Here is a 23,762-nt window from a genome sequence, read left to right on the forward strand (position 1 = left end):
TGTGTATAAGAGACAGGGATGAACTCGTCCGGGTCCGGACTGCGGGGCTCCGGAAGGTCGAGATCCGGATCGGAGTTAGAGTCGGTCATGCGAGTGCGGTCGTCGCGAGCGGCCAAAGACGCTCCGGAGGCCGGGCGATTCGACGTGTTGATCGGAAGAATTTCACGCTCCCCGTCCGTTTGCCACCGCGTACCCGTGACCGAAGGAGAGGGCTCCCGGTTGACGATCGACGACGAGATCATCGCACGCGCGCGGATTCACGCCCGCGACGTCCTCGCCGATGCCGACTTCGAACTCGACCTCTCGGCGCTCGAATGGACCGTCTCCACCCGGGCGAAACGCCGCGCCGGCGCGTGTCGCTGGCACGCCGACCGCGAAACCGCGACCGTTATCCTCGCCAGGCGCGCCTACGACCGCTACGACTGGCCCGAGTTCGCCGGCATCGTCAGACACGAACTCGTCCACGCCTGGGAGTTTCGCCGCTTCGGCGAATCGGGACACGGTCCGCGGTTTCGCGAGCGCGCGGCCGAACTCGACGCCCCCCGCCACTGCCGCTCGTTCACCGAGCCGCGGTACGTCCTGCGATGTCTCGCCGCCGACTGCGACTGGACGGCACAGCGCCACCGGGCCTCGAAGCCCGTTCGCTCCCCGGACGGGTATCGCTGTGGCAACTGCGGCGCTGCCTACGAGGTCGAACACGCTGCTAGCGGCAGAACGTGGACGACTGCGAGCGAGTTCGGCGGCGCGAAGGCGGCCCTCGGCGACGAGTGGTAACGCGCGCGGCGACCACGACGACGCCGTCGACCCGACCGCGGAACACTTATTCGCCTCTCGCTACCTGTTTTAGGTATGGGACTACTCGAGTTGATGCTGGGTCAGTCGGGCCCCGGCGAACAGGGGACCGAAGGCAACTCCTATACGCTGCCGAAGGACACCCACGAGTTCGTCTATCCCGTCGCCGTCAGGCGGGACGAGCTAGCGGCCTTCGCCCAGTTGATCGAGGCCGAAGCCGACGCGCCGTATCTCGAAGAAGAGACCGACGAACTCCAGGACGTCTTCGACGACGTACTCGGTGACGCCGGCATCGACGCGACCGAACTCGTCGAGCAAAAGCGCCGGACGCGGCGCGAAGCCGAGTCCGTGATCGATCACTGGCGCGAGCAGGTGACGACGGATATCGCCACGGTCTATGTTCTTCCCGAAACGGACGAGACGCTGCTCGCGTTCACGAAACTCTGCAAGCAGCGCGACGACGAGGCGGACGACCCCTTCGACCTCCCGGAGACGTTCGCCGATGCGGCGGCGTTGCTCAAACGCCTCCAGGATGCGACCGACAGTCAGTATCGGGCGGTCGTTCACACGGATCTTCTGGAATCAGAGACAGCGTAACCGGGGTGGCGTCTCACGAAGGCCTCAGAGGATCGTTTCGAACGTCTCCAGCGAGGAGAGTTCGTACGTCGGCCGGTGTGCGTGCGTCGTTCGGTCGCCGCGTTGCGTCGTGCGCTCCCGGTTGTCGATGTCGATCCAGGCCGAATCGAGCCCCATCGCGTTGGCACCGCCGATGTCGGCGTGAAGCGAGTCGCCGACGTGGATCGCCGTTTCCGGCGTCGCCTCGAGCGCCGAGAGGGCGTGTTCGAAGGGGGCCGCGTCGGGTTTGGGAAAGATCCCGGCGTCCGGATCGGTAAAGACGCGAACGTCGAAGGCGTCCTCGATGCCCAAGGCCCGCAGTTTCTGCGTCTGGGTTTCCCGGCCACCGTTCGTGATGAGCCCGACGTGTCCCAGCTCGCGAGCGCGTTCGAGGGCCGCCTTCGCACCGGGGCGAAACCGGACGGCCGTCGGGTCCTGAATGTCGAGATACGAGTCGGCGAGTCGCTCCGCGGCATCGGGACCGGGACCGGGACCGGGTGCGGACCCCTTTCCTGAATCCGTCACCGTCCGATCCACGACTTCCGTAAACAGCGCCTCGTAGAACTCGCGAGCCGTCCCGGTCGTCGGCAGCGCCGGAATCGCGTCCCTGAGATCATCGGGCGTACAGAACGGATCGACGCCGGCACGATCGAACGCCGACGCGAGTACGGTCTCGGGGTCCTGCGTCGCCTCACAAAGCGTTCTATCGAGATCGAAGCAGATCGCATCGTAGGCGGCCATCTATCCGTCGTAGGGACGCGACCGTTCTCAACGTTTCGCCGTCCGCCACCGGAGAGCGGAACCGGTCACGGCGCTGAAAATCCCGAGACAGCAGGTGTTATTTCGACGCCGCGTCACCTCAGCGTATGGACGTGGTGAAACGAGTTCACATCGTGCCGCTCGGGTACGAGTACGATCGGATCTGTGAACCGATCCGAACCCAGCGTGCCGACCTGGTCTATCTGCTCGAACCGACGGCGGACGCCGATGAATCTCGAACCCAAGCGGCGGACGCCGAGGTCGCCGAGGACTCCCACCGACGGACGACGGACAGTTCCCAGGCGACCTATCACGACGACCTGCGCGACGAACTCGACGCGATCGTTCCCGAGGTACGGACGTGGGCGTGCGATCTTACGGACGTGTACGCCGTGCTGGGGGCCGTGACGACGATCGCCTCGAAGCACCCGGACGACGACGTCGCCGTGAACGTCTCCGGTGCGGGAACGATCGCCGCGATCGGGGCGACGATCGCGTGTATGGACGGCTCGACCGACGCGCGAGCGTATTACGTCGAACCCGAATCCTACGCCCACGACGGCGAACGGGAACCGGCCTCGACCGGCATCGCCGCGGTCGAACGGCTGCCGACGTATCCGGTCGACTCGCCGACACCCGACCAGGTCGCGGTTCTCGGCTTTCTCCGCGAGCCGAGCGAGTGGGACGGGTTCCACGCGGATCGGACCGCGCCGCCGAAGAAGAAAGACCTCATCGAGTTCGCGCGGGATCGCGGGCTCTCGTTCATGGCCGATCGCCAATCGCCCGAGGAGCGAGCCGGTGAGGACAAGGGGGCGTTTCGCGTCCTCGATACGCACGTTCTCGACCCGTTAGTGGCGGACGGATACGTCACGATCGAGTCGGTCGGCCGCCGTCGCGTCGTCTCGGTCACGGAGCAAGGAGACAACGCCTACCGCGCGTTCAAACACAAGCTCTCGGCAGTCGACGGGGAGTGAAACTGCGGCGAAACAGAACGGACGGGCGGCTTAGCGATCTTCGACGACCAGTGCGTGGAGTTTCGTCCCGAGCCGAGCAAACTCGAGATCGCGTCGGATGCGGGCGGCGTGGGCGCGAAGGGCTCGTTCGTCGAGTCCGATCGCGGCGTCGTCGGGGCGCGTGGTCGCTTGCTCCGCCCGGCCGAGGAGCCAGGGCGCGGCAGCAGCGAGTGCAGGGCGGCAGTTCGGACGGGGCTGCGTCGCGGACCGGACCGCAGTCAGCAGTTCCTCCGTCACGATGAGGTGCCGGCGGAGCGTTCGAATCTCCGCGGCGTCAGCGGGTGGGGTCAGATGGCTCGCAATCGTCGCGTCGGCTCCCCGAATCGAATCGGGGTCGACGTCGAACACGGCCGCGAGCCGCTCACATTCGAGTGTCGCGTGTCGACTGCGCCGACTCGCGAGTCGAATCGCGCCGAGGACGGCGGCGGTGTGACCGAACTCGAATGCGGCCAGTTCTCCCGCATGGTCGAACGCAGACCCGGCGACCTCGCCGAGCGCGTCGACATCGAGGCGACTCACTGCCTGCTCGACGGAGACCGACTCCGCCGTTTCTTCGGGTTTGAACTGACGCTGACCCATACAAAAACGCAGTACCGACCGGATATTATTCACTTCTAAGAAAGTATCGTTACTATCGTTACTATCAGTACTATTGCTATAATCATGACAATTGTGACGAGCGACGCGAACCTACCGATCGCCGTGCGGGCGTTGTACTGTCGTCATCGCCTGCCAGATCCGCCACGTTCAAGCCGGTCCCCACTGACCGTCGAGTCATGACACGATCCGTCTGGATCAAAGCCGACGACACCGTCGGCGACTGGAACGACCGCCGTGCGCGGATCACCGCCGCGCTCGAGGCCGGCGCGGACTGGGTGCTGGTCGACGAGGACGACGTCGAACGCGTGCGCGAACTCGGCGATATCAATGTCGCCGCATTCCGAACCGATGGCGACGTGACGCTGGTCGACGACGCCGAGACCGACGACACCGACGAGGACGGCGACGCTGAACTCNTCCGAACCGATGGCGACGTGACGCTGGTCGACGACGCCGAGACCGACGACACCGACGAGGACGGCGACGCTGAACTCGCCGCGAGTTCGGCGGCTGACCCCGACGCGATTATCGTCGGCAAGAACGGCGAGGGCGACGCGACGATCGACCTCCCGAGCGACTTCTCGGGCTCGGCCGATCTCTCGACGCTCCGGCGCAACGGCGATCTCGATCGCGGCGCGTACGTCCGCATTCTCGATACGGAGTACGAGGCCTTCGCCGAAACGGCCGCCGAGGAAGGCGAGTACACGATCGTCATCGGCGAGGACTGGACGATCATCCCGCTCGAAAACCTGATCGCCCGCATCGGCGACGAAACCGATCTCGTCGCGGGCGTGACCAGCGCCGAGGAGGCAAAGACCGCGTTCGAAACGCTCGAACTCGGCTCCGACGCCGTCCTCCTCGACTCGGACGATCCGGACGACATCAGACGAACCGTCGAGGTCCGCGACGAGGCCGAACGCGAGTCGCTCGACCTCGAGTTCGCCGAGGTGCTCGACGTCGAGCAGATCGGCAGCGCAGACCGGGTCTGCGTCGACACCGGCAGCCTGCTCGAACACGACGAGGGGATGCTCGTCGGCTCGATGAGCCGCGGGCTGGTCTTCGTCCACGCCGAAACGGCCGATTCACCATACGTGGCCTCGCGCCCGTTCCGGGTCAATGCGGGGGCGGTTCACGCCTACGTTCGCACGCCCGACGGGGGCACGAAGTATCTCTCCGAACTCCAGAGCGGCGACGAGGTCCAGATCGTCGATACGGACGGAAACACGCGCGAGGCCATCGTCGGCCGCGTCAAGATCGAACAGCGACCGATGTTCCGCGTCGCCCTGGAGACGGACGAGGGCGACCGGATCGAGACGCTCCTCCAGAACGCGGAGACGATCAAGGTTGCAACGGCGACCGGGCGGACGGCGGTGACCGAACTCGACGCCGGCGACGAACTCCTCCTGTACTACGAGGATACCGCTCGCCACTTTGGGGAGGCGGTCGAAGAGAGCATCATCGAGAAGTAACCGAGTCGGCGGTCGTCGTTTGACGTTCTCCGCTTGTTGGTCGCCGTTTGACGGTCGGCAACTCAGTGGTTTCGAGACTCGTCCGTCGCGTTAACGGCACCTGCCGTCTCGCCCTCACTGGCGGGCGGCGACTCGAGTCGAGTCGTACACCAGTGACAGAACGACAGGTCCTCGTCGAGTTCTTTACCGCAGGTTGGACAGGTCGGGCCGTCCGCGTCGTCACTGCTCCGTCCGGGCGGAAATCCAAGCGCGCGGAAGGTCGCGTCGATCGCGGCAAACAGCGCGATAAACGAGAAGAGGAACTGGGTGACCCGCTCGGTTTCCTGGGTCGCGATCGTCATACTATCGGCGAACGAATCAGCCGCAGCGATTTCTGCTGTCGGCAGGAAGAACAGTCCGGCAACGATAAACAGCCCGCCGAAAGCAAACGCGCGGAGCCAGTCCCGAAGCAACGCATGGCCGGCTCCAGGGACGAGAAGAGAGATCCCACCTATAACGAGCGCACGAAGCCAAGTCATCGTACCTAGTCCTCGGAGTGCCAGCCCCTTAACATTCCGATTCGTCTCGGTAGTCACGCACGAGAGACGTTCCATGAGAAGGGATTCTCTAGTCGAGATGGAGATCCTTGCAGCCAGATCGTCCCGCTCGAGCGGCGAAACGAGTCAGTTCACGCAGCCGAGGGAGGAACCGCTTGCAGTCGTTCGACGAGTTCGGCGAGCGTCTCGAGGTCGTACTGGCCCGGTGCCGTCGCCCGCTCGGGGACGACCGGAGCATAGCCGATCCGCGAGCCATAGACCGGGGCGACGGCTCGAGTGTGGCTTCCGGCTTCGCCCATCGCCATCGTTGCCACGTCGTGTCCGGCAGCGGTAAGCTGGTGTGTCACCGTGAGCAACGCCAGCGCATCCTCGCGATCCGCAGCCGTTACGGCGAGTTTTCCCACGTCGCCGTACTCGCAGGCCTCGGTAAGCGTCTCGCGCATCTCGACGGCAAGCGGCGTCGCCTCGAAGTCGTGGGCGGAGACGACGACACTCACGTCGCGTTCTCGTGCCGCTTCGCGGGCGTCAGTCGCCGACGTCGCACCCGCCCGAAGCGACTCGAGTTCGATATCGATCGCCTCGACGGCGTCGAATCGGGTCGCCGCGGTCAGCGTCTCGAGTCGGCCGTCGTCCGCCGCCTCGCCGCCCTCCCACGCGGCCCGGTTCGTGGCGAGAATCGGCATTGCATCGGGCGTGGACGCGACCCGCTCGTCGTACGCCTCGAGCGCGGCGAGCGGCTCGCTCGCCAGATCCATTCTGAACTCGATCGCGTCGGCGAACTCGCGGGCGGCCGGTTCCTCGCTGAGATCAGTGGTCGACGCGGCGAGCGTGAACGAATCGAACTCGAGACCCATGCCGAGAACGTAGACGAGCGTGAGAAAAACGGTGTCGGTCCGGCGAGTCTTGCGAGGAAGCCGCTAATGCAATCGGTGCTGGGACCGGGTCACGGAAGATGAGATCGAAGCGACATCAACGCACGAATAGTCCTCGTCGCTAGTCGAGACCGATTACGCCAGTCCGAGCGTTTCCTCGGCTTCGAGGAGTTCGTGATAGCGGTTCCGAATGGTCACTTCGGAGATGTCTGCAACGTCGGAGACGGCGGCCTGCGTGGTCTTCTCGTTGGTCAGCAGTGCAGCGGCGTAGACGGCTGCAGCGGCGAGTCCGACCGGGGACTTGCCGGAGTGGACGCCCTTCTCTTTGGCGTTCTGGAGGAGTGCGCGAGCGCGGTGTTCGGCTTCGTCGGAGAGGTCGAGTCCCGACGCGAATCGCGGAACGTAGCTTTCGGGATCTGCGGGCTGGACTTCGAGTCCCAGTTCGCGGACGACGTAGCGGTAGGTGCGAGCGATTTCGTTTTTCTCGACGCGGGAGACGTCGGCGATTTCGTCGAGCGAGCGGGGAACGCCGGCCTGGCGGGCGGCGGCGTAGACGCAAGCGGTCGAGACGCCTTCGATCGAGCGGCCGGGAAGGAGGTCTTCGTCGAGTGCGCGCCGGTAGATGACGGAGGCCGTTTCGCGGACGTTCGTCGGCAGCCCCACTGCGGAGGCCATGCGGTCGATTTCGCCCAGCGCCTGCTTGAGGTTGCGTTCCTTGGAGTCGCGGGTGCGGAACCGTTCGTTCCACTTGCGCAGGCGCTGCATCTTCTCGCGCTGACGGGAGCCGAGCGAGTTCCCGTAGGCGTCTTTGTTGCGCCAGTCGATGTTCGTCGAGAGCCCCTTGTCGTGCATCGTGTTCGTCGTGGGTGCGCCCACGCGGGACTTCTCGTTTTTCTCGGCGGCGTCGAAGGCACGCCACTCGGGACCGCGGTCGACGGAGTCCTCCTCGACGACGAGCCCGCAGTCCTCACAGACGGTTTCGCCGTGTTCGTCGTCGACGACGAGGTTGCCCGCACATTCTGGGCAGACCAGGTCGCTCTCTTCGGTCTCGGTCTCCTGTTCGGCCGTCTCTTGTTCGCTACGCCGTACTCTCGTGTTTGATGATGTGTTTGTCATACGGTGGCAAATACTGCCCGGACAGGCGATTGCAAAAGCCCGGACGGATTCGTTACCTACCTCGTTCCGGGACACACGGGTTAAGGATTTCGGAATCTGCGCTCGACACCGCCCGAAAACGCGTAATTCGTCCGAACAGGGATGATAGATGACAATAGAACGAGCGGCCGAACCGAACCGGCCAACCCAAGTACGAACGGCCCCCACTGCCGGCCATGAACGTCGCCATTGGCAGCACGAATCCGGTCAAAATCGGGGCCGTCGAACGGACGCTCGAGCGGTTCGAGCCGACAGTGACGGCCGTCTCGGTCGACTCCGGCGTTCCCGAACAGCCGTGGTCCGTCGAGGAGACGGTTACCGGTGCCCGAAACCGCGCTCGTCGTGCGTACCGGACGCTGACAGACGAACCGGACGGCGAGATGCCCGACTACGGCGTCGGACTGGAAGGCGGCGTCGCCCGGTTTGACGGCACGGATAGCCTCTCGCTAATCATGTGGGCAGCCGTTACGGACGGCACGGACACGGACGTCGGCAGCGGCCCGTCACTGCGCCTCCCCGACAACGTGACCAGTCGCCTCGAGTCCGGAGACGAACTCGGCCCGGTGATGGACGACCTGCTTGATACGACCGGCGTCGCCGAAACAGAGGGAGCGGCCGGCATCCTTACCGACGGCCTCACCAACCGAACGCAGGCACTCGCGGAAGGCGTCGCCTGTGCGTTCGGACCGTTTCTGACTGCCCACTACGATCGAGAGTAGCCCACGAACCTGATGGTCAGCCACGCCGGAGGGTCAGCGCACTGAACGTATTAACTGGCCGTACCAACTTCCCCTTTCGAGACGATTATCGATCGATTACTACCCCGTAAAAACGCAAGCAGGCGTCGGGTTAACTTCACGTACCAAACCCCCTAAGGGAATTACAGCCGTGACGAGTAGTATGAGCACCGCAATGGCCCCCGACCTCACGAGCAAACAACGCCAGATCCTGCAGTACTTCCGGGAGCACGCAGCCACGAAAACCTACTTCAAATCCCGGCTCATCGGACAGGAACTCGGCATGACCGCAAAGGAGGTCGGCTCGAACATCAGCGCCCTGCAGGAGGGCAACTGCGACGTCGAAATCGAGAAGTGGGGCTACTCCTCGAGCACCACCTGGAAGGTCAGTCTCTAAGACGTCTCACTCTCATCGCCCACGGGACGGCCGTTCCCCCGCCTTTATTCGCTTCTCCGTCCATCTCGTTACTATCGAATGCCACTCCCGATCCTCTTCGATATGGACGGTATCATTCTCGAGGGCCCGCGAACTAGCCCCCAAGTGTACGCCGACGCCGTCGACGACGCCCTCGCCGAACTCGACGCCATACCGTCACCAGCCCAGCGCCGCGAGCTGCGACGACACGATACAACCCACCTCTCGGAGCACTGCACCACACTCGGTATCGACCCCGACCGGTTCTGGGCACTCGCAGAACGATACGCCTCCGACGGAACCCACGACCGACTTCGATCGGGCGACCGGGGCCGCTACGACGACACTATCGTTCTCGACGAACTCGCCGAACGCACGACCCTCGGCCTCGTCACCAACAACCGCCATCAGACCGCCGAGTTCGTCGCCGACCACTTCGAGTTCGAGTTCGATGTCATCCGCGGGCGCGACCCGACCATCGACGGCTACCGCCGCCGAAAGCCAAATCCCTACTACATCGAAGATGCCCTCGCAACACTGGGCATCGACGACGACCCACGGGGCCTCTACGTCGGCGACTTCGAGAAGGACGTCATCGCCGGCACCGCTGCTGGCCTCGAGACCGCGTTCGTTCGCCGCCAGCACAATCGCGAACTCGACCGTCCCGCCGACGCGACCTACAAACTCGAATCACTGACGGAATTGTCGACGCTACTCGATGAACTCGACCGCTGAGCGCTGAGTGCCGAACACCGAGTACCGAGTGCGAACTCGATTCGAGCCGACACGCGCCGATTAGAATTCGCGCGTATCGCCCTCGGAGTCGTAGGCCAGATGTCGATCCGCGTTCCGCGCGAGTCGCATCGCTCGCTCGCCGAACGAGTCCGCGTGGCGCACGACGAGCAAGAGCACCGTCGTCGGGCGCTCGACCGTATAGCCGCCCTCGCGAGAGAGTAGCCCCGCCTCCTCGAGTTCACCCGCGTACTTGCTCACCGTCGGGGCGGAAACGGCGAGTGCGTCCGCGAGGTCGCCGCCGGTCGCGTCCGGGTCCGAGAGGAGTTCGACGAGCATGCCGCGAGGAGTCTCGCGGCGAAGGTAGCCGAGTGCGTGTTTTTCGAACTCGTCGAACCGGTTTGCGAGGACGAACCGTTTGTAGTCGCCATCCCGGTAGCGCTCGATCGTTCCGGCGTCCGTCAGGTGACGCAGGTGGTGTTGGGTTTCGCCGGTTCCGAGCTGGAGATCGTCCCGGATCTTCGAAAAGTGTGCACCGGGTGTCGTCGAGAGGTAGCCGGTGATCGCGTCGCGAGCGTCGTTATCGCCCGTTTCAGCCGACGCTGTCTCGGAGAGGCCAGCAAGCGGGGTAGCGGCACCAACGGCGGCAAAGCGGCGCAAGGTGGCTCGTTTCTCGTCGTCGACCCCGTCGGACGATGTCATGAGTGTCTATCGTCCGAAAGGACCTGTACCGTAAAACAGGTTTCGCTCCCTTGGCTCGAATTGAAAGTGAAGACAGTCTCGTTTCTGAAACGGTTGCACCCAGAGCGGCACTCAATGCAGGTTCCCGCGTTCAGTCCGGATTGTCGCGGGTTGTGTGAATTGTGAGTTGTGGATTGTGGGTTAAACGGGAGCGATTCGGCGATTAGTTATCAGTTAGTCGTCGCTGAATCATCGGTCTCCGATGAGTCGCTCTCGCTTACGGGAGCGCCCCCGTCGGTCTGGCCTTCCTGGAACTCCTGGTCCATCTCTTCGATGACATCGTCGGGGTCGGAGATGCTGGCAGGGTCCTGGCCCTCTTTGATCGCCTGCGCTTCCTGTTCCATCGCCTCGACGTCCATGTCGGCCTCCTGATCGATCTCGCCGATAATCTCGCTGATGTCGTCGAGACCGATCAGTTCGCGAGTCTCCTCGTCGAATCCGAGGCTCTCGAGTTCAGTGCCGTCTTCCTTGACGTCACTGCCGGAGAGGTGTTTGCCGTAGCGCCCGAGCATCGAGGAGAGTTCCTGCGGGAGGACGAACGTCGTGGACTCGCCCTGGCCGATATCGGCGAGCGTGTCCATTCCCTTGTCGATGACGGCGCGTTCGCCCATGGATTCGGCCGAGCGAGCGCGCAGAACGGTCGAGATGGAGTCACCTTGCGCTTCGAGGATCTGGCTCTGCTTTTCACCCTGTGCGCGGATGATCTCGCTCTGTTTGTCACCTTCGGCCTTCTCGACGGCGCTGCGGCGTTCACCCTGTGCTTCGAGGATCATGGCGCGGCGCTTACGCTCGGCGGAGGTCTGTTGCTCCATCGCGCGCTGGACGTCCTTCGAGGGGTTGACCTCGCGGACTTCGACGCTCTCGACGCGGATACCCCACTCGTCGGTGGGTTCGTCGAGTTCCTGGCGGATGCGAGCGTTGATCTCCTGGCGCTTGTTGAGCGTGTCGTCGAGTTCCATGTCGCCCAGGACGGCACGGAGGGTAGTCTGGGCGAGGTTGGAGACGGCCTTCTTATAGTTGTCGACCTCGAGGAAGGCCTTCTTGGCGTCCATCACTTTGATGTAGACGACGGCGTCGGCCGTGACTGGCGAGTTGTCGCGGGTGATGGCTTCCTGGCGAGGAACGTCGAGCGTCTGCGTTCGCATGTCGAACCGGTAGGTGTTCGAGACGAACGGCGGAACGAAGTTGATACCGGGGTCGAGGAGCTTGCGGTACTCACCGAAGACGGTGAGGGCTCGTTTCTCGTACGCGTTGACGATCTCGATCGCACTGAGGAGTGCGGCGATGACGAGGACGAGGACGAGTGCACCGAGGAACAGTGCAATACCACCGGTGGTCTGCAGGGGGAACAGTTCTACAACCATAGTCGGCCCTTGTGGCGGTGACGGGAAAAGTGTTCCCGTATTTACCTAAGGAAGCCGAACTCACTTCAGGAGTGGTCCGTTTCGGAGAGGGATTCGTTGAGGACGGACGATGATCGGGACTGAGACTGGGGCTGCGTGTCCGTATCGGCGTTCACATTGCTCTCTTCATCGCCGTTGTCATCGCCCTCGAAATCGGAACTCGACGCGCCGGTCGTCGTCTCCGTGTTGGTACCGTCATCGTCGACCGTCTCCGGTTCGGTCGCCTCGCTTTCGGCATCCGTAGACTCCGTAGCGAGCGCCCGATCGATTTCGTCCTCGCCGATCGATCCGAGCGATTCGACCGTCAGGACGTTGCCGCCACCCGGATCGATGACGATGACTTCCTCGCCCTCCTCGATCATGCCGCTGGTCGTCCGGGCGCTGTAGTACGGCGCAAAGCCACCGTCGTCGAGTTTTACCTCCCCTCCACGGGTCGAGACCGCTTCGGTGACGTAGCCCGTCGAGCCCGACAGGGAATCGGAATCGGACGTCTGGGCCGTCCCCTTCCCGCCGTAGAAGTCGAACTCGTTGTAGATGTAGGCAGCGACGATCCCGAAGCCGAGCGTCAGTGCCGCCAGAACGAACAGGTTCAGAGGCCCCGGGAAGAGGACGCCGATCATCCCTGCACCGACCAGTGCGACACCGATAACGATGAGATGTGCCCCGGGAGAGAGGGCCTCGAGCAGCATGAGGACGAGACCCACCGACAGGAGCAACAGCGGCGCGTTCCCAGTAAGGGCATCAAGCATGGCTGATGCTACGGGCTCACCCCGATTAAATGTTTACTGCTGATCATGCTTCCACTTCCTGCATCAGAACCCGGGAAAACGAGTGCTACGCAGACTGAACGCTAGGGCGAGCCGTTCGTAATCGTCGTGTGGGCCCCGATGAGCGCGCCCGCCAGATCGAGATCTTCGAGGTACGTCCCCTCGTCGATAATCGACCGACGGATATCGCCGTTCTGGACCGTCGCCGACGGGAAGATAACGGCGTGGTCGACCGTCGTGCCTTCAAGCGTTACGTCACCCATCACGTGGACGTTGTCACCGATCGTGACGTTTTCGAGCGTCGCCGAATCGGCGATCAGCGACTCACCGTCGAGGTGCCAGGAGACGGCGTCGAGGTAGCTCTCGGGCGTCCCGATATCGAACCAAGCACCCTCGAAGGTGTAGGCGTACGTCGACTCGCGGTTCTGGAGCCACTGGACGAACCAGCCGGGCTCGTCCGGATTATTCCCGTCCTCGAGATACGTCGAGAGCAAGGAAAGCGAATCTTTCGGGAACGCATAACAGGCGATCGAGACGAGCGTACTCCGCGGATCGTCGGGCTTCTCCTGGAAGTCGACGACGCGCTCGCCCTCGAGTTCAACCAGTCCGTAGGATTTGGCTTTTTCCCGCGAACCGACGTCGTAGGCGGCAAGCGTCGGTGCATCCTGTTCGCGGAAGTAATCGAGGAAGTCGGCGATATCGAAACTGATCAGGTTGTCGCCGGCGATGATCAGCAAGTCGTCGTCGACGTTCTCGCGGTCGATCAACTGAGCCAGCGCGCCGACGACGCCGAATTTGTCGTCCTCCTCGGTCGTGTCCTCGATCGATAGTTGGGGTTTGTCGAACTCGCTGTCGGAGAGGTGTGCCTCGAAGTCGGCGGCGAATCGCTCGTTCGTACTCACGAACACCTCGTCGATTCGTTCGTCCGCTTCGAGTTCAGCGAAGATTCGGTCGATCACGGTCGAGTCACCGATCGGGAGGAACATCTTGGGCCGATGTTTCGTGATCGGCCACATGCGAGTTGCATAGCCACCCGCGAGGACGACGGCCTTCATGAGAGCGTGTTCATCTGCTGGATGTAAGTTACTTACCCTTTCATGAAACACCCCGGCTCTATCGGGCGATTCGTCGGTGATGCTTATTTCCAGTAGTAGTGAGGCCACTGTGAGGAGAGCGCCAAACCGATAACAGTCGGGTGCGAACCGGTCCGTATGCGAGAGGCCGACGAAACGACCCGGCAGCGACTCGCCGACGCGCTTCGTGCCGAGCCAGCGACGCCAAGTGAACTCGCAGTGCAACTCGAACTGACGCCGGAGGCGGTACTTCGACACGTCGAACACGTTTCTCGGTCGGTCGATGCAACGGACGAACAATTCCTCGTTGCACCCCCGCAGTGTCGAGACTGCGGCTTCGAGGGTTTCGACGACCTCGTGAATCGTCCGTCTCGGTGTCCCTCCTGTAAGAGCGAGTCGGTCACGGAGCCGACGTTTACGATCGAGTCGTGACACCGTAACTGAGCGTCTCGAGGGACAGTGTCTGTGGCTTGTACCACGTCACTGCCCGCGATCGAGACACTCACGGGGGCCGATAGATAAGGAATCGAGAAAAATCCACTCTCACTTCGACACTAATATTTAGCGGGGACACGAGAAATGGGGACATAGTCTCAAACACTCCATCGAGATTCCGCACAGATTGGGCCCCATGCGGCTGCCCGCGGAGACGGCCACGCACGAACACCCACTGCACGCTACTCACAGCCACCCACTATCACACATGACTGCAACCTCTCACTCAGCCGTCGACTGTGCCGAGTTCATCCTCGCGGCTCTCGACTGGCTCGAGGCTCGCGACGACCTGACGGACCCGACAGCCATCGACGATGCGTTCGATCTCCTCGCCAACCAACGACGGCGTCTGTTTCTCGAGGTGATGACGACCTACGAGGACGATCTGACCCTGCCCGACGTGGCGGAGGAGGTTGCCGTCCGCGAAACTGACACGGCAGTGGCCGAGCTCTCGGCTGATCGAGTCGCGGAAACGTACATCTCCCTGTACCACGACCATCTGCCGCGGCTCGTCGACGCCGGCCTCATCGAGTACGACCAGGAACGCGACCTCGTCCACCCCACCGCGATCCGAAAGCCCTAGTTAGAACTCGACGTTCGAAGTCGACGTGAGATCATCGTCCGTCTCGACCGGGCCGCGGCCGACGAACTCGTAGTCGTCGTCGATCAGGTAGACGGCCTCATCCTCGACCGTCACGTCGAGTGCAGCGAGCGTCGCGCCCTCGCAGGGGCCGTACGTACACAGCCCGGAGTCAGCCTCGAAGTACGCCCCGTGGTTCTCACAGACGAGTTCGCCGTTGCGCATGGCCGCACCGGAACCTTTGTCGAGTTTGATGTGCGTAAAGTGCTGGCAGACGTTGAGCCAGCAGGCGACCTCGAGTTGCTCGCCGGATTCGGCTCTGGTTGCGACGAGAATCGCCTCCTGCTCAGACCCAGACGCGTTCGCACGACCGTCGCTTGCGGAGTCGGTCGACCGGTCCGGCGTCCGTTCTGCAACCCGAAACAACAGCGTCGAGTCCGTCGGCACCTCGGAAAGCGCTGCGATCCGCCGCTCGGCGTCAATACCCATCGAGACGCAGTTTTGAGCGCCGCGTGGTCAACGTTTCGACTCAGCAAGCCGCTGCTGGGAGCGGTCTCGCGCCTTAGAGCCAGTCGTTTCCACCGGGCAGCGAATAACACGTCCGCTCGACGAGTTCGTCGTACAGTCCAGACAATTGTGCCGTGATCGGCCCGCCGCCGATCGCGGTTCCGTCGAGGCGCTCGATCGGGCGCAGTTCCCACGTCCGGTTCGTGAGAAACGCCTCGTCGGCGTCGGCGACGGTTTCGAACTCGTACGCGCCCGTTCGAACCGGCACGTCGGTCGTCTCGGCCAGTTCGAGGACGAGTTCGCGCGTGATGCCCGGAAGGACCGACCCCTCGGTCGAGGGGGTATAGAGGACCTCGTCCCGGACGAAAAACAGGTTGCTCGTCGCGCCTTCGGCCACGAAGCCGTCGGTGTCGCACATGAGTGCCTCGTCGGCCTGCGAATCGGCGGCGGCGAGTTCGGTTCGGGCGAGGATGCCGTTCAGGTAGTTGTGCGTTTTTGCGCCCGACGGAAGCGCGTCGTCGGGGATGCGCTGCGTCTCGACCCGTCGAACGGTCGCCGGGTTATCCCAGACCGGCTGCCCATCGAGACCGCCGCGGGGGAGCGGGCTGACGGAGACGACGACGGTCGGATCGATGCCGGGCCGGGGCGTCAATTTGCCGGGCTGGACACCCCGTGTGATCGAGAGGCGGACGTAGGCGTCGTCGAGTTCGTTTGCTTCGAGGGTGTCCCGGATGCGCCGGTGAAGGTCGTCGGCCGAGAGTCCGTGGTCGAGCGAGAGCGCCTCGCAAGTCCGTTCGAGGCGATCAACGTGGCGATCCCACTCGAAGACCGTGCCGCCGTAGGCGCGAAGCGTCTCGAAAGCGGCGTCGCCGTAGCGAAAGCCGCGGTCGTCGACGCTGACGGCGGCCTCGCTCGCGGGGACGAGTTCACCGTCGACGTGATACCGGTGCTCGAGTCGATCAGTCATTGGTGGGCCTCCGCGTTCGAGGCGTCGGCTGCGAGCCGACAGAAGTTTTCGATGAGCTGTGTGCCGAGTGCAAGCGTGATGTCGTCGTCGATTTCATTGCCGTCAGGGGTGTCGGTGTGAGGATCGTGGTCGGTCATCGATTCTGCTGCTGTCGGGCGCGTCAGAATGCTCTCCGGATGGAACTGCACGCCGAAGTGGGGCTTCTCGCGGTGGCGGACCGCCATCGAGATGCGCCGGTCGTCGGTCGTCCGTGCGGTTTCGACGAGCGACTCCGGCAGCGCGCCGCGCTCGACGGCGAGGGAGTGATAGCGCCCGACCTGGAACTGTTCCGGGAGACCGGCGAACACGCCCGCGCCGTCGTGGCCGATCGTCGACGGCTTGCCGTGGACGACCGACGGTGCGTGACCGACCGGCGTCCCGTGGGCCGCACAGAGGGCCTGGTGTCCAAGACAGACCCCGAGAATCGGGTAGTCGGTTTCGGCGAACAGCGGCACTGAAACGCCGGCTTCCTGTGGCGTTCCCGGGCCGGGAGAGACGACGATTCCCGTCGGATCGAGTTCGCGAACGGTGTCGAGATCGAGGGCGTCGTTGCGGCGGACGAGCACCTCGCCGGCGTCGAGGGCTGCGGCCGCGTGGGGTGTCGAAACGGCCTCGCCGACGTACTGGACCAGGTTGTAGACGAACGAATCGTAGTTGTCGACGACCAGGATCCGGACCGGGTCAGTCACGCGACTCACCGCCGTTCACGTTCGTGTTCGCGTTTGCGTTTGCGTTTGTATCCGCCGTATCGGAACCCTCCCTCTCGGCGTCGAGTCCCATATCGGCCCGGTCACCCAGCGCCTCGTCGACCGCGTTCAACAGCGCGCGGGCCTTGGCGAGCGTCTCGTCGTACTCGCGGTCGGGGTCCGAATCGTGAACGATCCCCGCGCCGACGCGAAGGTGGAACTCGTTTTCGTGACGGACCAGCGTCCGAATCACGATGTTGAGCGTCGCTCGGCCGTCGAACCCGAAGATACCGACGCTCCCCGTGTACGGGCCGCGACGGGTCGCCTCGAGTTCGTCGATGAGTTCCATGGTCCGGGGCTTTGGCGCACCCGTAATCGTGCCGCCCGGAAACACGGCGGCGATGGCGTCGGCGAGCGCCACCTCCTCCCGGAGACTGCCGGTCACCTCCGAGACGAGGTGCATCACCTCGGCGTAGCGGTCGACCCGGCGGTACTCGGCCACGTCGACGGAGCCGTATTCACAGACTTTCCCCAGATCGTTCCGCTCCAGATCGACCAGCATTGCGTGTTCGGCGCGCTCCTTCTCGTCCCGCCGAAGGTCGGCCTCGAGTTCGGCGTCCGCGGCCGGCGTCTCCCCTCGCGGTCGCGTGCCCGCGATGGGTTCCGTTCTGACGACAGCACCGTCGCGCGCTTGCGGACGGTGTCCACGAGTCGCCGAGCATTCGAGCAGCAGTTCCGGGCTCGCACTCACCAGATCGACAGCGCCGAACTCGAGCAAGCAGGAGTAGGGAGCCGGATTCACGCGGCGGACGGCGTCGTAGGCCGCGACGGGATGGACCGCCGCGGGGGCGACCAACCGCTGGGAAATGTTCGCCTGAAAGGTCTCTCCGTCCCGAACGGCCGCTTTGGCCCGGCGGACGCGCTCGGCGAACGCCTCGCGGCCACACTCGCTCTCGAAGGTCGCCGCGGGCGTTTCGACCGGCGGCGCTCCGACCCCCGAATCACCCTCCCGAATCCGGTCTGCGAGGTCGAGCGCGCGCTCGCGACCGTACTCGTAGGCGGCCCCGAGTTCGTCCTCGGTCGGCCCGAACCGGAACCGGGGCTCGTTCGCGCGAGCGGCGACAGCAGCTGAACTCGTCTCCGCCCGTCCCTCCCTGGTGCTGTCGATCAGCGGACACGCCGTAATCCGGAGCGTCACCGCATCATCGGTCGGGGCCTGCCAGGACGCCAGCCGATCGTACACTGCGACTTCGAGCCGGGGCAGTCCGCGGTCGTCGTCGGCCGCGCTCGGCAGCGCTTCGAGTTCGCGGGCGATGTCGTAGGAGAGCCAGCTGATTGCGCCGCAGGGGACGGGAACATCGCAGTCGCCGCGAGCGAGGGTCGTTCCCGCAAGCAGGGACTCGAGTGCGGCGAGCGATGGAGAGTCGGGTTCGCGCGTGCTGACGGGCGAATTCCCGTCGGCGTCGTCCGACCAGGTGACCGCCTCGGCACTGGCCGTCATCCGATCAATCGGATCGATGCCGAAGTATCCCCACCCGGACTGCCCGCCGGTCGTCTCGAGAACGGCGCTTCTCGGCCGGCCGCCTCCCGCTTCGGTGGTTGCATTGAACTCGTCTCTCGAGAGACGTGCGCGGCGGTAAGCAAGAAACGGGTCCGAAACGGTGAGTCGGACTTCGACCGGCACGCGAACGCACGGATCACGTGTCGTCGGCGTAGCGTCGCCATCCGTCGAGTGCAGTGACTCGCGGGCGACATCTCGAAAGGCCGCACGCGAGGTGATGACACGCGGGTCGCTCATAGCCGCCGAGAGGAGCCAGTACCCTAATCATGTTGCGATTCGTGCAGCGGTCCAGCGTGAGCCAGGAAGACGAGAAGCGAGCGTTCGAAGACGGGTCCTCGCCAGCAGCCGCGTGCGGCACTTCCAAATTTATCGGACCTCAGCCCTGTCGATCCAGCCCTGAATCCGCGTTTCGGAGATATCCGTCGCGTCGGCGAGTGCAGCTGCATCGGCGTCGGCGAGTTCGGGAATGGTGTCGACGCCGGCACCGGCGAGTCGGTCGGCGTAGGCCGGTCCGATACCCTTGATATCCGTGACCGGATCGGTCTGTTCGGCGGTGGCATCGGGTTCGGCCTGTTCGATGGGGTCGTCGTCCCGTTCCCGTTCGGCTGCCTCGTCGGCCTCGGGTTCTTGCTCCTGCTCGGGCTCTTGTGTCGGTTCCTCGTCACCCTCCGCTCGCTCCGAAAGATCGGGCGTCTTGTCCGCCGTCGGCGCTGCATCCGTCTCCGTCGGGCCTGTCGCCTCGGCGGGTTCGGCCGCTTCGCCGGGTTCGTCCGGCGTCTCGGTTACTGACCCCGTCGACCCAGCAGCGCTCGTTTCGGCTGCGGCCGGTTCTGATTCGTCAGCGTCGGCGTCAGCATCGGTATCGGTTCCGAGATCAGTATCAGTATCAGCATCGCCGGCCTCATCATCAGCCGCAGACGCTTGCTCGGCCGACGAAGACGACGTGGACGACGCGGACGATGCAGACGACGGTGCTGGCGCACTCTCGGCACCAGTATCGTCTTCTACCCCACCTTGCTGGTCGCCTGCCCGCTCCCGTTCGACCGTCACACCAACTTCCCGAGACCCCCGGCGATCTGAACTCGAGTCGCCGAGACCCAACAACGACTTTAGCTTTTCGAGGATTGCCATTGTCCCGACATAGTCGTCTCTGTCACTTAAATTCGTCTGATACGACGGCCCTGAAACGCACGACTTACTGCGCTCCGCGCCGGCGCTACAACCGCGATCGCAACGCCCCGTTCATCTCATCGACCGGAGCATCGCGGCCGGTCCACAATTCGAACGCCTCGACGCCCTGATAGAGCAGCATCCAGGCCCCGTCGACCGTCCGCGCACCGACCGCCGCGGCATCTCGAAGTAGGCGCGTCTCGAGCGGGCGGTAAACGGCATCCATCACGACGAGTTCACCGTGGAGCGCACCGGCCGGCACCGGCGTGGCATCGTCTTCCATGCCGACGCTGGTGGCGTTTACCAGCACGTCGGCCTGCGCGAGGAGGGAGTCGAGCGTGTCATCGGCGAGGTCGTGACCGGTCGCGCCCGGCACGTCGGCGGCGAGGTCGTGGGCCGTCGACTCGGTGCGGTTCGCGATCGCAACGTCCGCGCCCGCGTCCGAGAGCGCGAACGAGATCGCGCGGCCGGCACCGCCGGCACCGACGACGACGACGGCGGCGTTTTCGATCGTGACCTCGTGTTCGCGGAGCGCGCGCAGCGCACCCGCGGCGTCGGTGTTGTATCCGGTCGGCTGCTCGGCCGACGCATCCGCGAAGTCGATCGTGTTGACCGCCCCGATTCGCGCGGCCAGATCGTCTGGCTCGACGAACTCGAGCGCGTCCTGCTTGAACGGGATGGTCACGTTCAGTCCCGTGATTCCGAGCGCCGCTGCGCCGTCGATCGCGGCGGCGAGGTCGCCCGGTTCGGGTTCGAAGGTGACGTAGCGGGCGTCGAATCCGAGTTCGTCGTAGGCGGCCTCGTGCATCGGCGGCGAGAGCGAGTGTCCGACGGGGTTGCCGAGCAGTCCGAAGACGTCCATAGCCATGTCTGGCTCTGGTTCGACGCGGCGAGGGTATAATGGGTGTGGCTTCGGACCGGCCGGGCGAGCGGAAGCGGGGTGAGACGAACGCGAGTCCCGCTACGCCGTCTCGAATCGCTTATACCCCCCTCGTGAGTACCACCGGTCGTGCCTGGCGAAACCCTCCTGCCGATCCTCCTGCTCGCGGCCGGCGTGGTCGCCCTCTATGTCGGCGCTGAACTCCTCGTCGCCGGAGCCAGCCGGCTCGCGCTGGGGATCGGGCTCCGGGCCGCGACCGTCGGCGTCACCGTCATCGCGTTCGCGACCACCGCACCCGAACTCTTCGTGTCGACCATCGGCGCGCTGAACGTCTCGACCGACATCGGACTCGGCGCGATCGTCGGCTCGAACATCGCCAACATCGGGCTCGTCCTCGGCGTCTCGGCGCTCATCCGTCCGCTGCCGGTCGGAGAGACGGTCATGCGCCGTCACGTCCCCGTCATGGGACTGGCCGCGCTCTTGCTGGTCGGTCTCGGCCTCGACGGCACGCTCGGCCGCATCGAAGGGATCGTCTTCCTGCTCGTACTCGCCGGATTCACCGGCTACCTGCTGCACAACGCCGGGAACGATCCGATCGCGATGGACGAACTTCCCGACGGTGTCGCCGACGGCGAGACCGAGAACGACACCAGTGCTGCGGACGGGAGCGGCCGCGAGACGTCGGATGCAACGAATGCCACGGAGACAACGGCCACGACCACCAGCACCGCAAGCGGCGTCAGCCTCCGCGACATCGCACTCGTCCTCGCCGGCCTGCTCGCGCTCCTCGTCGGCTCGCGCTGGCTCGTCTCCGGCGGCACCGACCTCCTGTCCGCGCTCGGCTTCTCCGATCTCTTCATCGGTCTCACCGTCCTCGCCCTCGGCACCTCGCTTCCCGAACTCGCCGCCTCCGTCGTCGGTGCGATCCGCGACGAAGCCGGCTTCGCCATCGGCAACGTCGTCGGCTCGAACATCTACAACATCCTCGCCGTCCTCGGCATCGTCGCCGTCATCACGCCCATCGACATCGCGCCCGGAACGCTCCGGTTCGAGTTCCCCTTCCTTATCGCCGTCACCGTCATGGTCGTCGGGCTCATGGCCTACGGCCGGCGGCTCACGCGCCGCGACGGCGTCCTCCTCATCGCCGGCTACGGCGTCTTCATCGCCCTGCTCGCACTCTGAGTCGCGGACGAAAGAAAAAGCGAAAGCGGGCGACTTAACGACGAGCGCTTCGCAGAACGGATATGAGCGACAGCGACAGTGGTGGCGATGGCGGCAGCAACCCCGCTCCCAGCCCCACCGCCGGCACCGCCCCCGACAGCGACACGACCGCGACCCTCGCAATCGTCGAAAGTCGCGCCGACCGCGCCTCCGTTCACATCTGCGACCACCTGCGCGAACTCGAAACCTGGGAGACCCACCAAGACGAACGCCGCCCCGACGATGACGGCGGCGGGACCTACTACACCACCGACGGGGTCGAACTCCGCACCTTCGAGCAGTTGCACATCGAACTCGAACGGCCCGCCGCAGCGTTCGACTGCGACCCCGATCTGCTCGTCTTCGCCTCGCGCCACTCGGGCGACACCGGCGCGTTGCTGACCGGCCACTTCACGGGTAACTTCGGCCCGGCCGAGTTCGGCGGCGAGGACGACGCCGTCGCCGCAGCCTGCCCGAACGCCCTCGCCGAACTGCTCGGGGCCTTCGACGAGTTCGCTCCCGACGCGTACGAAGTCGGCATGGAGTGCACCCACCACGGCCCGACCGACGTCGGCTGTCCGTCCCTGTTCGCCGAACTCGGCAGCGACGACGAGCAGTGGGACGACCCCGCCGGTGCACGGGCCGTCGCCCGCGCGATTCTCTCCCTCCGCGGCGTCGCCCCCCACCGTCGAAAACAGATCGTCGGCTTCGGCGGCAACCACTACGCGCCCCGGTTCGAACGAATCGTCCGGGAGACGCCCTGGGCGGTGGGCCACATGGCACCCGACTGGGCGCTCGACGCGATGGGCCACCCGACGGCCCACGGAGACGTGCTCGACGCGGCGTTCGCAGCCAGCGACGCCGACATCGCGCTCCTCGACGGAGAGTGGCCGGTTCTCGAGAAGACCCTGACCGACGCGGGCCACCGCGTCGTCAGCGAAACGTGGCTCCGCGAAGTCGGCGACCGCTCGCTCGAACTCGTCGACGCCGTCGAATCCGAACTCGGCCGCGTCGACGACGGGATCCGCTTCGGTGATCTGGATACCGAGTCGTTCACCGTCGTCGACCTGCCGGGAGACCTCACCGACACCGCGGAAGGGATCGATCCCGACGCCGTCCGCGCCGCCATCGAGGAGCGAACCGTCGCCTTCACCACCGACAACGGCGGCAGCCGCGTCGGATCGCGGGCCGCCGTTCCCGAAACCGCAGCGCGGACCGCGATCATCGAGGATCTCGCAGCGCTCCTCGAATCGACCTACGAAACGGTCACGATCGAAGCGGACGCCGTCGTCGCCGAAAAAACCGCCTTCGATCCCGAACTCGCACGCGAACTCGGCGTCCCGGAGGGGCCGAAGTTCGGTGAACTCGCGAATGGGTCCCCCGTTTCGGTCGATGGTGAACCGATCAGCCCGGACCGCGTGCGGAGCCAGCAGACTGACCGGTTTTTGATCTGACTGGTTCGAACAGCGGGAGTAAGAACATCTTACTCGGTTCCGGGCCCCAGTCATCACGCAAAAAACACCTGACAGGTAATACAGGAGTAACATGTCAGCCAGGTGGCTGACGTGTAGGGGAAAGGTAATTATGCTCCATGGTTTAGAAGGGGCCAAGAATGGACTCACTCATCGACGACGCCATCGACGAGGCCGAGGACGGGGAGTCGGCCGACGCTCCCGTGGACGGTCAGTCGGTCGACGAGTCAGCGAGCAGACAGACGGGGACGATGACGGACGACGAACTGGAAGACGTTCTGCAGGATCTTCAGACGGATATTACCGTCGTCGGCTGCGGCGGTGCCGGTGGCAACACCATCAATCGCATGCACGAGGAGGGCATCCACGGCGCGAAGCTCGTCGCCGCCAACACGGACGTCCAACACCTCGTCGAAATCGAGGCCGACACCAAGATCCTGATGGGTGAGGAGAAGACCGGCGGCCGCGGTGCAGGTTCGCTCCCGCAGGTCGGCGAGGAGGCCGCCCTCGAGAGCCAACAGGACAT

At 64.7% G+C, this 23,762-nt stretch carries 26 protein-coding genes and 1 pseudogene; 12 read left to right on the plus strand and 15 right to left on the minus strand.

Annotated elements, in window-relative coordinates; translation table 11 throughout:
* Window positions 1–195: 195 nt before the first annotated feature.
* Together C481_RS16280 and C481_RS16285 are read left to right on the plus strand one after the other, a co-directional pair.
* Complete coding sequence (locus C481_RS16280; protein WP_006110398.1) at window positions 196–774, plus strand: SprT family zinc-dependent metalloprotease; 579 nt, start codon at window positions 196–198, stop codon at window positions 772–774.
* Between the two features lie 75 nt (window positions 775–849).
* On the plus strand, window positions 850–1,389 hold the full coding sequence (locus tag C481_RS16285; RefSeq protein ID WP_006110400.1) for a hypothetical protein: 540 nt from the start codon (window positions 850–852) through the stop codon (window positions 1,387–1,389).
* 24 nt (window positions 1,390–1,413) lie between these two features.
* Here C481_RS16285 and C481_RS16290 read toward each other — a convergent pair whose 3' ends face one another.
* The gene (locus tag C481_RS16290) at window positions 1,414–2,148 is read right to left on the minus strand and encodes an HAD family hydrolase (RefSeq protein ID WP_006110402.1); all 735 of its coding nucleotides are present in this window, start codon (window positions 2,146–2,148) and stop codon (window positions 1,414–1,416) included.
* A gap of 125 nt (window positions 2,149–2,273) precedes the next feature.
* On the opposite strand from C481_RS16290, the gene C481_RS16295 reads away from it, so the two are divergent.
* Window positions 2,274–3,140: an HFX_2341 family transcriptional regulator domain-containing protein gene (locus C481_RS16295; protein WP_006110403.1), complete on the plus strand. Its 867-nt coding sequence runs from the start codon at window positions 2,274–2,276 to the stop codon at window positions 3,138–3,140.
* A 30-nt stretch (window positions 3,141–3,170) separates the two neighbouring features.
* On the opposite strand, the gene C481_RS16300 is transcribed toward C481_RS16295, so the two are convergent.
* Entirely contained in the window at window positions 3,171–3,758 is a 588-nt protein-coding gene (locus C481_RS16300) for a hypothetical protein (protein WP_006110404.1), read from the minus strand.
* A 197-nt stretch (window positions 3,759–3,955) separates the two neighbouring features.
* Between C481_RS16300 and C481_RS16305 the strand changes: the two genes are divergently transcribed.
* Window positions 3,956–5,248: a 3-dehydroquinate synthase II gene (locus tag C481_RS16305; RefSeq protein ID WP_006110405.1), complete on the plus strand. Its 1,293-nt coding sequence runs from the start codon at window positions 3,956–3,958 to the stop codon at window positions 5,246–5,248.
* A 62-nt stretch (window positions 5,249–5,310) separates the two neighbouring features.
* On the opposite strand, the gene C481_RS16310 is transcribed toward C481_RS16305, so the two are convergent.
* From C481_RS16310 to C481_RS16320, 3 genes are all read right to left on the minus strand, one after another.
* Window positions 5,311–5,766 (minus strand): DUF7575 domain-containing protein, encoded by a 456-nt coding sequence (locus C481_RS16310; protein WP_049904719.1) that lies wholly within the window; start codon window positions 5,764–5,766, stop codon window positions 5,311–5,313.
* 149 nt (window positions 5,767–5,915) lie between these two features.
* Window positions 5,916–6,638 (minus strand): type I 3-dehydroquinate dehydratase, encoded by a 723-nt coding sequence (locus C481_RS16315; protein WP_006110408.1) that lies wholly within the window; start codon window positions 6,636–6,638, stop codon window positions 5,916–5,918.
* Between the two features lie 153 nt (window positions 6,639–6,791).
* Window positions 6,792–7,772, minus strand: a complete 981-nt coding sequence (locus C481_RS16320) for a transcription initiation factor IIB (protein WP_006110409.1) — start codon at window positions 7,770–7,772, stop codon at window positions 6,792–6,794.
* A gap of 215 nt (window positions 7,773–7,987) precedes the next feature.
* On the opposite strand from C481_RS16320, the gene C481_RS16325 reads away from it, so the two are divergent.
* The 3 genes from C481_RS16325 to C481_RS16335 all read left to right on the plus strand — a co-directional run bounded on the left by C481_RS16325 (window position 7,988) and on the right by C481_RS16335 (window position 9,698).
* Window positions 7,988–8,530: a DUF84 family protein gene (locus C481_RS16325; protein WP_006110410.1), complete on the plus strand. Its 543-nt coding sequence runs from the start codon at window positions 7,988–7,990 to the stop codon at window positions 8,528–8,530.
* Window positions 8,531–8,723: 193 nt separating this feature from the next.
* The gene (locus C481_RS16330; protein ID WP_006110412.1) at window positions 8,724–8,945 is read left to right on the plus strand and encodes a DUF7123 family protein; all 222 of its coding nucleotides are present in this window, start codon (window positions 8,724–8,726) and stop codon (window positions 8,943–8,945) included.
* Window positions 8,946–9,023: 78 nt separating this feature from the next.
* Window positions 9,024–9,698 (plus strand): HAD family hydrolase, encoded by a 675-nt coding sequence (locus C481_RS16335; RefSeq protein WP_006110413.1) that lies wholly within the window; start codon window positions 9,024–9,026, stop codon window positions 9,696–9,698.
* Between the two features lie 60 nt (window positions 9,699–9,758).
* On the opposite strand, the gene C481_RS16340 is transcribed toward C481_RS16335, so the two are convergent.
* The 4 genes from C481_RS16340 to C481_RS16355 form a co-directional block, all read right to left on the minus strand.
* Complete coding sequence (locus C481_RS16340) at window positions 9,759–10,397, minus strand: winged helix-turn-helix transcriptional regulator (RefSeq protein WP_006110414.1); 639 nt, start codon at window positions 10,395–10,397, stop codon at window positions 9,759–9,761.
* A 209-nt stretch (window positions 10,398–10,606) separates the two neighbouring features.
* A complete protein-coding gene (locus tag C481_RS16345) occupies window positions 10,607–11,800 on the minus strand; it encodes an SPFH domain-containing protein (protein WP_006110415.1) in 1,194 nt (397 codons plus the stop codon).
* A gap of 65 nt (window positions 11,801–11,865) precedes the next feature.
* Complete coding sequence (locus C481_RS16350) at window positions 11,866–12,588, minus strand: NfeD family protein (protein WP_006110416.1); 723 nt, start codon at window positions 12,586–12,588, stop codon at window positions 11,866–11,868.
* Between the two features lie 101 nt (window positions 12,589–12,689).
* Window positions 12,690–13,661 carry a sugar phosphate nucleotidyltransferase gene (locus C481_RS16355; RefSeq protein ID WP_006110417.1) on the minus strand — a complete coding sequence of 324 codons (972 nt, stop codon included), beginning with the start codon at window positions 13,659–13,661 and terminating at the stop codon, window positions 12,690–12,692.
* A gap of 156 nt (window positions 13,662–13,817) precedes the next feature.
* Between C481_RS16355 and C481_RS16360 the strand changes: the two genes are divergently transcribed.
* Complete coding sequence (locus C481_RS16360; protein WP_006110418.1) at window positions 13,818–14,111, plus strand: transcriptional regulator; 294 nt, start codon at window positions 13,818–13,820, stop codon at window positions 14,109–14,111.
* Between the two features lie 271 nt (window positions 14,112–14,382).
* Window positions 14,383–14,757 carry a DUF7344 domain-containing protein gene (locus C481_RS16365; protein ID WP_006110419.1) on the plus strand — a complete coding sequence of 125 codons (375 nt, stop codon included), beginning with the start codon at window positions 14,383–14,385 and terminating at the stop codon, window positions 14,755–14,757.
* Here C481_RS16365 and C481_RS16370 read toward each other — a convergent pair whose 3' ends face one another.
* The 6 genes from C481_RS16370 to C481_RS16395 all read right to left on the minus strand — a co-directional run bounded on the left by C481_RS16370 (window position 14,758) and on the right by C481_RS16395 (window position 20,546).
* On the minus strand, window positions 14,758–15,243 hold the full coding sequence (locus C481_RS16370) for a Rieske (2Fe-2S) protein (RefSeq protein ID WP_006110421.1): 486 nt from the start codon (window positions 15,241–15,243) through the stop codon (window positions 14,758–14,760). It abuts the gene before it with no gap.
* A gap of 73 nt (window positions 15,244–15,316) precedes the next feature.
* Complete coding sequence (locus tag C481_RS16375; protein ID WP_006110422.1) at window positions 15,317–16,228, minus strand: aminotransferase class IV; 912 nt, start codon at window positions 16,226–16,228, stop codon at window positions 15,317–15,319.
* A complete protein-coding gene (locus C481_RS16380; RefSeq protein ID WP_006110423.1) occupies window positions 16,225–16,956 on the minus strand; it encodes an anthranilate synthase component II in 732 nt (243 codons plus the stop codon). The genes C481_RS16375 and C481_RS16380 overlap by 4 nt, the downstream gene beginning before the upstream one ends.
* The gene (locus C481_RS16385) at window positions 16,949–18,751 is read right to left on the minus strand and encodes an anthranilate synthase component I family protein (RefSeq protein ID WP_006110424.1); all 1,803 of its coding nucleotides are present in this window, start codon (window positions 18,749–18,751) and stop codon (window positions 16,949–16,951) included. Before C481_RS16385 ends, C481_RS16380 begins: the two co-directional genes overlap by 8 nt.
* 129 nt (window positions 18,752–18,880) lie before the next feature.
* Window positions 18,881–19,645, minus strand: coding sequence for a helix-hairpin-helix domain-containing protein (locus tag C481_RS16390; RefSeq protein ID WP_006110425.1), 765 nt, complete (start codon window positions 19,643–19,645; stop codon window positions 18,881–18,883).
* An 85-nt stretch (window positions 19,646–19,730) separates the two neighbouring features.
* Window positions 19,731–20,546, minus strand: a complete 816-nt coding sequence (locus C481_RS16395; protein WP_006110426.1) for a shikimate dehydrogenase — start codon at window positions 20,544–20,546, stop codon at window positions 19,731–19,733.
* Window positions 20,547–20,693: 147 nt separating this feature from the next.
* Between C481_RS16395 and C481_RS16400 the strand changes: the two genes are divergently transcribed.
* The 3 genes and pseudogenes from C481_RS16400 to C481_RS16410 form a co-directional block, all read left to right on the plus strand.
* Window positions 20,694–21,746, plus strand: a complete 1,053-nt coding sequence (locus C481_RS16400; protein WP_006110427.1) for a calcium/sodium antiporter — start codon at window positions 20,694–20,696, stop codon at window positions 21,744–21,746.
* 62 nt (window positions 21,747–21,808) lie between these two features.
* Window positions 21,809–23,218: a D-aminoacyl-tRNA deacylase gene (locus tag C481_RS16405; RefSeq protein ID WP_006110428.1), complete on the plus strand. Its 1,410-nt coding sequence runs from the start codon at window positions 21,809–21,811 to the stop codon at window positions 23,216–23,218.
* Window positions 23,219–23,376: 158 nt separating this feature from the next.
* Window positions 23,377–23,762, plus strand: a pseudogene (locus C481_RS16410) (cell division protein FtsZ); the annotation flags it as partial.

The sequence above is a fragment of the Natrialba asiatica DSM 12278 genome, assembly GCF_000337555.1.
Classification (GTDB): domain Archaea; phylum Halobacteriota; class Halobacteria; order Halobacteriales; family Natrialbaceae; genus Natrialba; species Natrialba asiatica.